The sequence below is a fragment of the Pseudonocardia sp. ICBG1034 genome (assembly GCF_020131375.1).
Classification (GTDB): Bacteria; Actinomycetota; Actinomycetes; order Mycobacteriales; family Pseudonocardiaceae; genus Pseudonocardia; species Pseudonocardia alni.
Window position 1 is genome coordinate 1,931,207 of record NZ_JAHLEK010000015.1, and the last position, 11,353, is coordinate 1,942,559.

General features: G+C 76.2%; 9 protein-coding genes. 5 read left to right on the top strand and 4 right to left on the bottom strand.

Features of this window, described 5'->3' with window-relative positions:
* Positions 1-263: 263 nt before the first annotated feature.
* The gene (locus tag KPF22_RS10615; protein WP_224401926.1) at positions 264-1,889 is read left to right on the top strand and encodes a long-chain fatty acid--CoA ligase; all 1,626 of its coding nucleotides are present in this window, start codon (positions 264-266) and stop codon (positions 1,887-1,889) included.
* Here the strand turns inward: KPF22_RS10615 and KPF22_RS10620 are convergent.
* Positions 1,874-4,036 carry a WD40 repeat domain-containing protein gene (locus KPF22_RS10620; protein ID WP_224401927.1) on the bottom strand — a complete coding sequence of 721 codons (2,163 nt, stop codon included), beginning with the start codon at positions 4,034-4,036 and terminating at the stop codon, positions 1,874-1,876. The two genes, KPF22_RS10615 and KPF22_RS10620, sit on opposite strands and share 16 nt — an antisense overlap.
* 167 nt (positions 4,037-4,203) lie before the next feature.
* Here KPF22_RS10620 and KPF22_RS10625 point away from each other — a divergent pair, with 167 nt between their 5' ends.
* Positions 4,204-4,479 carry a hypothetical protein gene (locus tag KPF22_RS10625; RefSeq protein WP_224401928.1) on the top strand — a complete coding sequence of 92 codons (276 nt, stop codon included), beginning with the start codon at positions 4,204-4,206 and terminating at the stop codon, positions 4,477-4,479.
* 67 nt (positions 4,480-4,546) lie between these two features.
* Positions 4,547-5,176 (top strand): TetR/AcrR family transcriptional regulator, encoded by a 630-nt coding sequence (locus tag KPF22_RS10630; RefSeq protein ID WP_208825379.1) that lies wholly within the window; start codon positions 4,547-4,549, stop codon positions 5,174-5,176.
* Here the strand turns inward: KPF22_RS10630 and KPF22_RS10635 are convergent.
* Positions 5,152-6,699 (bottom strand): hypothetical protein, encoded by a 1,548-nt coding sequence (locus KPF22_RS10635; protein WP_224401929.1) that lies wholly within the window; start codon positions 6,697-6,699, stop codon positions 5,152-5,154. The two genes, KPF22_RS10630 and KPF22_RS10635, sit on opposite strands and share 25 nt — an antisense overlap.
* Before the next feature lie 35 nt (positions 6,700-6,734).
* Positions 6,735-8,543 (bottom strand): NAD(P)/FAD-dependent oxidoreductase, encoded by a 1,809-nt coding sequence (locus KPF22_RS10640; protein WP_224401930.1) that lies wholly within the window; start codon positions 8,541-8,543, stop codon positions 6,735-6,737.
* A 166-nt stretch (positions 8,544-8,709) separates the two neighbouring features.
* Between KPF22_RS10640 and KPF22_RS10645 the strand changes: the two genes are divergently transcribed.
* Together KPF22_RS10645 and KPF22_RS10650 are read left to right on the top strand one after the other, a co-directional pair.
* The gene (locus KPF22_RS10645; RefSeq protein WP_208825373.1) at positions 8,710-9,315 is read left to right on the top strand and encodes a TetR/AcrR family transcriptional regulator; all 606 of its coding nucleotides are present in this window, start codon (positions 8,710-8,712) and stop codon (positions 9,313-9,315) included.
* The gene (locus KPF22_RS10650) at positions 9,312-10,739 is read left to right on the top strand and encodes a DHA2 family efflux MFS transporter permease subunit (RefSeq protein ID WP_224401931.1); all 1,428 of its coding nucleotides are present in this window, start codon (positions 9,312-9,314) and stop codon (positions 10,737-10,739) included. Before KPF22_RS10645 ends, KPF22_RS10650 begins: the two co-directional genes overlap by 4 nt.
* Here the strand turns inward: KPF22_RS10650 and KPF22_RS10655 are convergent.
* Positions 10,732-11,331, bottom strand: a complete 600-nt coding sequence (locus KPF22_RS10655; RefSeq protein WP_224401932.1) for a L,D-transpeptidase — start codon at positions 11,329-11,331, stop codon at positions 10,732-10,734. The two genes, KPF22_RS10650 and KPF22_RS10655, sit on opposite strands and share 8 nt — an antisense overlap.
* Positions 11,332-11,353 lie beyond the last annotated feature (22 nt).

Here is an 11,353-nt window from a genome sequence, read left to right on the forward strand (position 1 = left end):
GATGTCTGCGGAAACGGTTCCCGGGTGGACCCCGGGATGCCGGGCCGGTTGCTTGACCCTGCGTGCTCGCGTCCGGAACCTGACGGTTCGCGGACGTCGGGAAGAACGGTAGGACAGTGCGTCACGCCTGCTGACAGCGGGTGTCCGATTACTCCGGACGCCGCGTTCGCGACCCCCGGATGCACTGACCGGATAGTCCAATCCATATCTCGAGTTACGGTAGGGTCGGGCCGACCCCACCCCGGAAGCCCCCAGGAGCAACGATGCTCGGTCTGATGCAGGACCGTCCCCTGACGCTGCCGCACGTCTTCCACCGTGCCGAGCAGTACTTCGGACACAAGGAGATCGTCACCGCCACCCCGGCGGGGACGGTCCGCACCACCACGGTCGCCGAGTGGGCCGTACGCACCCGCCGGCTGGCCACCGTGCTCGACACCCTCGGCGTCTCCGCCGACGGCCGGGTCGGGACGTTCTGCTGGAACACCGACCGGCACCTGGAGCTGTACCTGGCGGTGCCGTGCACCGGCCGGGTCCTGCACACGCTCAACCTGCGGCTGTTCCCCGACCAGCTCGTCTACGTGGCCGACCACGCCGAGGACGAGGTCGTGTTCGTCGAGCGCTCCCTGCTCGGCCTGTTCTGGCCGCACGTGGACCGGATGACCACGGTGCGCCACGTCGTCGTCATCGACGACGGCGCGCCGACCGAGATCCCCGACGACCCGCGCATCCGGCTCTACGAGGAGCTCCTGGCCGCGGCCGAGCCGTTCGCGGGCCGGTTCGTGGTGGAGGACGAGAACACCGCCGCCGCCATGTGCTACACCTCCGGCACCACCGGCAACCCCAAGGGCGTCGTCTACTCGCACCGCTCGACGCTGCTGCACTCGCTCGCGACCCTGTTCGCCGACGGCGTCGGGCTCTGCGAGCGCGACGTGGTCCTGCCGGTCGTCCCGATGTTCCACGCCAACGCCTGGGGCCTGCCCTACGGCTGCCTGCTCGCCGGCACCTCGCTCGTGCTGCCCGGGCCTGGCATGACTCCGGACGCGGTCCTGACGCTGATCCAGGACCACCGGGTCACCGTCGCCGCGGGCGTCCCGACGATCTGGATGGGCCTGCTGCCCAGGCTCGGCGAGTACGACTGCTCGTCGCTGCGGGTCCTGCTCTGCGGCGGCTCGGCGGTGCCGAAGTCGATGTCGGAGGGCTTCCGCACCGCGATCGGCCTGCCGGTCCTGCAGGGATGGGGGATGACCGAGACCTCGCCGGTGGCGACCCTGGGCGTGCTGCGCTCCCAGCACGACGACCTGTCCGACGACGACAAGGCCACCGTGCGCGCCCTGCAGGGACCCCCGGTCCCGCTCGTCGACCTGCGCATCGCCGACCCCGAGACCGGTGCCGAGCAGCCCTGGGACGGCACCACCAGCGGTGAGGTGCAGGTGGCGGGCCCGTGGATCGCCTCGGAGTACTACCGCGGCGAGGGCGGCGGCACGCAGTTCACCTCCGACGGCTGGCTGCGCACCGGCGACGTCGCCGTCGTCGACGGCTCGGGCTACGTCAAGCTCGTCGACCGCACCAAGGACCTGGTCAAGTCCGGTGGTGAGTGGATCAGCTCGGTGGAGCTGGAGAACGAGATCATGGCGCACCCGAAGGTCGCCGAGGCCGCGGTCATCGCGATCCCGCACGAGCGCTGGGTGGAGCGCCCGATGGCCTGCGTCGTGGTGAAGGACGGCGAGACCCTCACCGCCGACGAGCTCCTCGCCTTCCTCACCGACCGGGTCGCCAAGTGGTGGCTCCCCGACGCCGTCGAGTTCATCGACGAGGTGCCCAAGACGAGCGTCGGCAAGTTCTCCAAGAAGACCCTGCGGGAGAAGTTCGAGGGCTACTCGCTGAGCTGAGCGGCCGCCTCGCGGTCCGTGGTCCCGGTGCGTGGCGCCGGGACCACGGCCGCGCCGCCCTGCTCGGGGATGACGCCGTCCGGGACGGCCGCGGCGGCCCCGGCGAGCAGGTCGAGGCAGTGCACCTCGCCGCACCCGTCGCCGACGACCACCGTCCCGCCCCCCACCGCGACCGCGGTCAGGGGCGCGTCCAGCGGCACCCGGCCGAGCGCCGTCGCCGAGGTCAGGTCCCACAGCACCGCCGTGCCGTCCGAGCCCGCGGTCACCGCGCGGCACCGGCCCGCACCGGCGGCCGCGGTCAGGTGCGCCGCGTCGGCGCGCACCGTCGTCACCGCGGCCGACCCGGCCCGCCAGACGTGCACCCGGCCGTCGGCGTCGCAGACCACGCCGTGGCAGCCGTCGTCGTCGACGGCGACGGCGGTGACCAGCCCGGCCGGCAGCGCCGCCGTGACCACCTCCGCCGAGGCGGGCCGCCAGCAGGCCAGCAGGCCGTCCGCGGCGAGCAGCACCGTCGCCCCGCCGGGGGTCGGCGCGGCCACCCGCGGTGCCGACGGCAGGCGGGTGGTGCGGAAGGCCCGCCCGCTGCGCGCGTCGCGCACGGCGACCGTGCCGTCCGGCTCACCGGTCACGACCAGCGCGCCCCGCCCGGCCAGCACACGGCCGGGCAGCGACACCGCACCGGCCCGCACCCCGGTCGTCGCGTAGCGCTCCTCGACGGTGGCGGTCCCGGTGACGGCGAACAGCCTCGTCCCGGACGGGTCGAACCACAGCGGGCCCGCACCGGCCGGGACGCCCCAGCGGCGCGCGCCGGTGGCCGGGTCGTGCGCGAGCAGCCCGTCGGAGCGGCGACCGGCCGAGACGACCAGGCCCGAGCCCGCGGCGACCGCACCGACCGCGGGGGAGACCCCGGCGTGCCCGCCGGCACCAGGCCGGGCCCGTGCCGGGTCCCAGACCAGGACGCGGCCGTGGTCGTCCCCGGTCGCGACGACGGTGCCCGCGGCGTCGGCGGTGACCGCCCGCACCGCGGCGCCGTGCCCGGCGAGCTCGGCGACCGGGCCGGGGCCGGTGGTCGGGACGAGCTGCACGGTCCCGTCCACCCTTCCGACGACGACCCGGCCCTCACCGGCGCACGCGGCCGCGGTGACCGCGACGCCGTCGCCGGGGACGTCGAGCCGCACCGCGTCCTGCGGCACCCCGTCGACCAGCTCGAACACGTGCAGCGCACCGTCGGCGGTGGCCGCGAGCAGCTGCCCCGCGGTCGGCACCACCACGGCGACCACGGCGGGCCCGCCCTCCAGCAGCCCCAGCGGGGCCCCGGTGGTCGGGTCCCAGGACCGCAGCGTGCCGTCCACCCCGCCGGACACGACGGTGCCCTGGCCGGTCGCGGTCAGCGCGGTCACCGGGCCGGCGTGGCCGCGGGCGACCGAGACGGCCGCGCCGCTGGTCACGTCCCACACCCGCACCGCGCCGTCGGCGCCGCCCGCGACCACCCGGGTCGGGGCGGTCCCGGTCACCGCGAGCGCGGTCACCGGGCCGGGCCGCCCGGCCAGGGTCGTGACCTCGGCGCCGCGGGCCGGGCCGTCGGTGGCCAGCACCCGCACCTCGGGGTCGTCACCGGCGAGGGCGACCAGGCCGCCGTCGGGGGACAGGGCGACCGTCCGGGCGTGGACCGTGGAGGCCGGGGGCCGCGGACCGCCGGGCCCGGCGAGCGGGTCCGGGACCGCGTGCCCGGTCCCTGCGTCCCAGGCACCGCTCTCACCGGAGGCGTCGAGCGACAGCAACAGGCCGTCCGGTCCGGCGAGCAGCGCGACGACCGCGTCCCCGTGGCCCTCCAGGACCCGGCTCAGCGCGGCCGACGGCGGCCGGGTGCGCCAGCGGGTGGTCAGCGCGGGGACGCCCTGGGCGGTGAGCCGGGCCCGGGCGGCCCCGGCCAGCGCGGCCTCCCCGGCCAGGACGGCCCCGGCGAGCAGGTGCTGGGCGACCGGCGCGGTGCCGGAGCGGCGCAGGTGGTGCGCCTCGAGGTCCAGGACGCGGCGCAGCGCCTCGGGTGTCACCCCGTCCGGCGCGACGTCCGGGTGCTCCCCGTACGGCGGTTCGCCGGCGGCGATGCGCCGTTCCAGTCCGTCCCAGAACGTCTCGACGGCCATGCGTGTGAGCCCTCCCCGGGGTCGCGTTCGGTTACCTGTCGTGGCCCCGCGCCCCATCGTTAACGCGGGAGGGGGTGTCGCCACCGAACCGGCGGTGACCGGCGGCGAGCCCTCGGTGACCGGCGCGCGGCCCGTGGGTGTCGGGGGCAGGGGCTACCGTCCGTCCCGTGCCCGCCACCACTCGTGCCGTCCTCCCGCTCGCCGAGATCGCGGTGTTCGCGCCGCTGGTCGTCGCGCGCCGCACCGCCCGGATGCTCACCTCGGGCTTCCCGCCCCCGGCGCGTGAGGTCCGCGAGATCCACCGGATGTGGGCCGAGAAGGTCGACGGGTTCTCCCGGGCCGCGGTCGTCCTGGTCACCTCGAAGCCCGGGCCGGAGACTCTCGTGCGGGCGCTGGAGCCGATCCGCACCCGGGTGCGGGCCAACGCCCGCCGTCTAGGCTGACCGCCCGGCGAGCACTCGGGGGTGCGGTGTGACGGAGGGGACGGCGGTCCGGCGCGGACGGCGGCCGATGAGCGACCGTCGCCGCACCCTGCAGCGCCTGGAGATCTCCCGGGCCGCGATCCGGCTGTTCCGCGAGAACGGCGTCGCCGCGACCGGCGGGGAGCAGATCGCCGAGGCGGTCGGGCTGTCGGCGCGCACGTTCTGGCGCTGGTTCCGCACGAAGGAGAGCTGCGTCGAGCCGGTGCTGAGCCTGGCCACCGACGCGTTCACCGCGAGCCTGGCCCGCTGGCCCGCGGGCGTCGGGCTGACCGAGCATCTCGCCGCGGACTATGCCGAGCACCCCGACGCGGGCCCGGACGACGGCGACCTCGTGCTCGCCGTGATCCGGATGAGCCGCGACGAGCCCGCGCTGCGCGCGATCTGGCTGGTCGTGCAGGAGCGGGCCGAGCCGGTCCTCGCCGGGATCCTCGCCGGCCGGTTCGGCCGTGATCCCGGCGACGTCGCCGTGCGGGTGCAGGCCGCCGCGCTCAACGGGGCGCTGCGGGTCGCGACCGAGGACATCGCCGCCGCCACCGCCGACGGGCGCCGTCCGCCCGCCGCGCAGCTGCGCGAGCGGCTGTCGGCGGCCGTCGACGCCGCGACCCACGGCGTCGACGGCGAACGCGCGGCCGGTCAGGGGCCGACCCGCAGCACGTAGCCCGCGCCGTTGACCGCGACGAGCACGGAGCCGTCGTCGGCCGCGGCGACCCCGGCGAACGGGGCGGGCCGGGCGGCCGCACCGCTGCGGCAGTCCGCGGGCACGTGCGGTGGGCGCACGTCGAAGGGCAGCCCCGACGCCGCGACGGTGACCGTCCGGTCGGCCGGGTCGATCCGCAGCAGCCGTCCCGCGGCGGCCTCGGCGCACCACAGCGCGCCCCCGGCCACGGCGATCCCCTCCGGCCGGTGCAGACCCGCGGCGAGGACGGATCCGGCACCGGCGCCGTCGGGGCCGCGGGTGAGCCGCACGACCTGCCCGCCGCCGGTCAGCGTGGCGTAGCCGGTGCCGGTCCCGTCGACGGCCACGTCCACCGGCCCGTCGAGACCCGTGGCGAGCACGGTGGCGGTGCCGTCGTCGGCGAGGTGCAGGACCCGCCCGGCGCCGGTCTCGGCGACCAGCAGCCCGTCCCGGCAGGAGGCGACGCCGGTCGCCCCGGCCAGCCCGTCGGCCAGCGGGGTCCAGGAGCCGGGATGCCCGCGCCACACCCCGGTGCCGGTGGTCACGACCGTGTCACCGTGGTGCCGGGCGAGTCCGCGGACCCCGCCGCGGACCTCGGTGACGACATCGCCGAGCGCGGTGACGGCGCCGCCGGCCACCCGGGCCAGGGAGAAGTGGTCGGCGACGAGCGCGCCCGCACCGTCGGCGGCCACGCCCCAGGGGCCGCACAGGCCCGCCGGCAGCGCCGTGGTCACCGTGCCGTCGACACCGGCCCGGACCAGCCCGCCGTGGAAGGCGCCGGTCACCCAGGCCGCGCCGTCGGCGGTGAACACGACGTTGTCCGCGCCGCCGACGCCGGTGTCGAGGGTGGCGGTGACCCGCCCGCCGTCGGCGGTCCACAGGGCGCCGCGGTCGCCGTTGGACAGGATGCGCAGCCGCCCCGCGGGGTCGAAGCGCACGGCCACCGGCCGGTCCAGCCCGGTCAGCAGCCGTTCGGGGGTGCCGCCGTCGGGGTCGACCCGCCACACCTCGCCGGAGAGCAGGTGCGGGTAGTACAGGAGCCCGTCCGGGCCGACCTCCATCGCGTTGCCGAGCGCGAGCCCGGTCGCGAGCACCCGCGGCGGCCCGCCCGCCGGGTCGATCTCCAGCAGCCGTCCGTCCGGGCACAGCTCGTTGACGAACAGCCGCCCGCGGTGCCAGGCGATCCCGTCCGGTGCGGTGATCCCGTCGGCGACGACGGCCGTCGCCCCGTCGGGGGCCCGGCGCCACACCAGCCCGGCGGGCAGGTCGACCACGAACAGCTCGCCGTCGGCACCGAACACGAGGTCGTCGGGGGCGGTGAGCGGCCCGTCCGGCCCGAGCACCGTCTCGAGCCCGCCGGTCGCCGGGTCGAACGCGGACACGGTCCCGCCGAGGAACTGCGCGATCCACAGCCGGCCGTCCGGACCGGTCACGATCCCGTTGGAGGCCCACAGCGGGTTCGGCGGGCACAGCGGCGCGGCGCGCAGCCCGGGTGCGGTCCGCACGGGTCCCCGGTCCGGTCCCGCGACCGGGCGCACGCTCACGCGTCCCCGCCGGAGAGCACGTCGTCCATCCCACCGGCGCGCCAGTCGCGCAGGATCTGGTGGAACTCGACCGGACCGCCGCCGAACTGCTCGCTGCGCGTCCGCGGGCGGCCCTCGAAGTTGTAGTAGCCGGGCGTGCACCCGGCGAGGAAGGCGTGCTGGTCGCGGGCCCGCTCGCGGATGGTGGCGACCCACGCCGCCTCCGCCGCGGCGGTCGGCTCCACGACCCGCACCCCGCGCCGCGCGGCCTCGGCGCAGACCGCCGCGATGTGCCCGGCCTGCTCGTCGAGCACGTGCGCGAAGTTCACCGACGCCGAGTTCTGCCCGGCGCCCACGTGGAACAGGTTGGGGAAGCCGCGGCTGACCCAGCCGTGCAGGGTGGACAGCCCGTCGGCCCAGTGCTCGGCGAGGGTGACGCCGTCGCGACCGCGGATGTCGGCCCCGGCCCGGGTGGCGGGGTCCGCGCCGAGCTCGAACCCGGTGGCGAACACGATCGCGTCCACCGGGTACTCGACCCCGTCGACCACCAGGCCGTCGCGGGTGATCCGCTCGACGCCCTGCCCGGCCGTGTCGAGCAGGGTCACGTCCGGCCGGTTGAAGGTCTGCAGGTAGGTGTCGCTGAAGGTGGGCCGCTTGCACATCTGGCGGTACCAGGGCTTGAGCGCCGCGGCCGTCGCCGGGTCGGCGACGATGTCGTCGACCCGGGCCCGGATCTCGTCCATCTTCTCGGCGTCGGCGATCTCGAGCGCCTCGGCCGGATCCTCGGCGCCCCGGGTCCGGGCGAGCCGCTGCGCGCCCCGGATCGGGGCGGTGTCGGTCCACCTGTCCGCGACGCCGTCGGGGCCGGACGAGCCGTGCGGCGCCGGGCGCATGTCCATGAGGTGCAGGAAGTCCTCGCGACGGCGGCGCTGCCAGCCCGGCGTGAGCGCCCGCCACCAGGCCTCGTCGTAGGGGGCGTCGTCGCGGGTGTCGACCGACGACGGCGTCCGCTGCACGACGTAGAGGTGCCGCGCGGCCCCGGCCAGGTGCGGGACGCACTGGATCGCCGTCGCCCCGGTACCGATCACCGCGACAGAGCGGTCGCCGATCCGGTCGAGCGGGCCGCCCCGTTCGTCGCCACCGGTCCAGCCGTAGTCCCACCGGCTGGTGTGGAAGGTGTGCCCGGCGAAGTCGGCGATGCCGGGGATCCCGGGCAGCTTGGGCCGGTTGAACGGCCCGGAGGAGATCACGACGAACCGGGCGGTGACCTCGTCGCCGCGGTCGGTGCCGACCTGCCAGGCCTGCGCGGCGTCGTCCCAGACCAGGGTGGTGACCTCGGTGTGGAACAGCGCGTCGCGGTGGAGATCGAAGCGCTCGCCGATGGCGCGGGCGTGCGCCCGGATCTCCCCGCCCGGTGGGTAGCGGCGGCTCGGCATCCCGCCGATCTCCTCCAGCAGCGGCAGGTAGATCGAACTCTCGATGTCGCAGGCGATGCCGGGGTAGCGGTTCCAGTACCAGGTCCCGCCGAGGTCCCCGGCGACGTCGACGATCCGGATCCGCTCGTGGCCGGCCTGCCGCAGCCGGGCCGCGGCGACCAGCCCGCCGAAGCCGCCGCCGACGACCAGCACGTCCACCTCGTCACGGACCGGGTCGCGGTCGGTGCGCTCGGACCACGGGTCGTCGGCGTAGAAGCCGAACTCGCCGGTCGAGGGCCGGTACTGGGCGGTGCCGTCGGGGCGCAGCCTGCGGTCGCGCTCGGCGCGGTAGCGCTCCCGCAGCCGGTCCAGGTCGGCCGCGGTGGGGTCGGTGGTCCCGGTCGTCGTCACGCTCGTGGCTCCCTCGACGTTGCATGATCACGTGCCCTACCAGCGTGGCACAAACTGCCAAATAGGCACTGTGAGACGAGCGTCTCGTGGCCGGCCCCGGCCGATCTCCTTACTGTCGGGCAGTGACATGAAGACACTCGACGACACCAGACGCGGGCGGGCGCCGATGAGCGACCGCCGGCGCGAGCTGCAGCGCCTCGAGATCTCCCGTGCGGCTGTGGCGCTGTTCCGGGAGCACGGCGTGCACGCCACCAGCGGCGAGCGGATCGCCGAGGAGGTCGGGCTGTCCGGCCGGACGCTGTGGCGCTGGTTCCGCACCAAGGAGAGCTGCGTGGAGCCGCTCCTCGCGCGCAGCATCGACGCCGTCGTCGCGACGCTGCGGCGCTGGCCGGCGGGGGTGGGTCTCGACGAGCACCTGCTCGCCGAGTACCGCCCGCCCCAGGACCCGGTCGACGCCGCCGACGCCGACGCCGCGATGGCCGTCATCGCGCTGTCGCGCACCGAGCCCGGGCTGCGGGCGGTGTGGCTGGCGGTGCACGAGCGGGCCGAGCCGGTGCTCGCCGAGGTGATCGCGGCCCGCGCCGGCCGCGAACCCGGCGACCTGGACGTCCGGGTGCACGCCGCCGCCGTCGCCGCCGCCCTGCGGATCAGCGGCGAGGACCTCGCCGTCGAGCTCGCCGCGGGCGTCCGGTGCGCCGACCCCGTCGACCGACTCGGCCGCGCCCTGCGCGCGGCCACCACGACCCTTCCCCGGGCAGGAGATCCCGCGTGACCACCACCCCGTCCCGTACCGAACCGGTACCGGCGAACCGGACCGGACCGCTGATCGCCGTCCTCGTCGGCGCCGCGTTCGTGATGATCCTCAACGAGACCGTGCTGAGCGTCGCGCTGCGTGACCTGAGCGTCGACCTCGGTGTCCCCGCCACCACCACCCAGTGGCTGACCAGCGGCTTCCTGCTGACGATGGCCGTGGTCATCCCCACCACCGGCTACCTGCTCGACCGCTTCACCCCGCGGCAGGTCTTCCTCACCTCGCTCGGGCTGTTCACCGCGGGCACCGCGATCGCCGGGTTCGCGCCCGGCTTCGCGGTGCTGCTCGTCGGCCGCATCGTGCAGGCCGGCGGCACGGCGATGATGATCCCGCTGCTGATGACCACGATCCTGCGCCTGGTGCCCGCGGAGCGCCGCGGCGCGACGATGGGCACGATCACGATCGTCATCGCGGTCGCGCCCGCGATCGGCCCGACGATCGGCGGCGCGATCCTGTCCGGTCTGGGCTGGCGCTGGATGTTCTGGCTGGTCCTGCCGCTGGCCGTGCTCGCCACGGCGGCCGGCGCCCGGTGGCTGCGCATCGACGGCGGCGGCCGACCGGTCCCGCTCGACGTGGTCTCGGTGCTGCTGTCCGCCGTCGGGTTCGGCGGCCTGGTCTACGGGCTGTCCTCGCTGGGCGGCCACGGCGGCGGGGGGCTCCCGCCGTGGGCGCCGGTCGTCGTCGGGCTGGTCGCGCTGGCGGTGTTCGTGCTGCGCCAGCTGCGGCTGATGCGCTCCGACCGCGCGCTGCTGGACCTGCGCCCGTTCCGGCGCCGCCAGTTCGTCGTGGCGCTGGTGCTCACCGCGCTGGTGCTGCTGTCGCTGATCGGCGTCGCCGCGGTGCTGCTGCCGCTCTACCTGCAGACCGTGCTCGGGACGAGCACGCTGGTCTCCGGGCTCGTGGTGCTGCCCGGCGGGCTGCTGCTCGGACTGCTCGGCCGCCCGGTCGGCGCGCTGTTCGACCGCGTCGGCGCCCGCCCGCTGGTGATCCCCGGCGCGGTGCTGATGGCGACCGGTCTGCTGCTGTTCTCCACCCTCGGCCCGGGCACCCCGCTCGGCGTGGTCGTCGGCTTCCACCTGGTCCTGATGGGCGGGCTCGCGCTGATGATGACGCCGCTGATGACCGAGGCGCTCGGCTCGCTGCCCGACGAGCTGTACTCCCACGGCAGCGCGATCCTGTCCACGCTGCAGCAGGTCGCGGGCGCGCTGGGGACGGCGCTGTTCGTCACCGTCGCCGCGCTGGGCTCGGCGAGCGCCGCCGGGGCCTCCCCGGACGCCGACGGGCTGCACGCCGCGTTCGCCGTCGCCGGCGGGGTCGGGGTGCTGGCCGTCCTGCTGTCCCTGCTCGTCCGCCGCCGCACCGTGGCGGAGGCCCCGGTCAGCTGAGGGCGGCGCGGTGCTCGCGCTCGGTGGCGGCGCTGAGCACCTGCACCTTGTCCCCGACCCGGAGCCCGGCGAAGAACTCCTCCGCCGGCTCCGGGTCGAGCTTCACACACCCCGCCGACGCCCGGTCCCGGTCGCCGCCGTGGAACGCGACCCCGCCGTCGGCGAAGAACACCGACCACGGCATCGGGGCGGGCTCCCCGTCGGGTGTCTCGAACTCGCCGCTGCGGTGGTCGGCGGCCTTGCGGTACACCCGGAACGAGTGCCCGACCGGCGTCTCCTGGCCCGCCCCGCCGGAGGCGACCGGGACCGGGCCGTAGGACACGACGCCGTCGGTGACCAGCCAGGCCCGCTGCGAGTCCAGGTCGACACACGCCCGCGCCGACACCGAGCACGGCGTGCCCGGCACCTGCGCTTCGGCGTGCGCCTGCCGCGCGACCTGGCTGTTCTCACCCTCGGTGGCACCCGAGGAGGTCTCGGAGGCGGCGGTCGCGCCGGCGTCCGCCGCGGCGACCCCGGCGCCCGCGACCCCGGCCAGGAGGACCAGCCCCGCCACCATGCCCGCCGCCCGCCGGCGCCCGATCGGATCCGTCACCGGCGCTCCCCGCTCGTCGAAG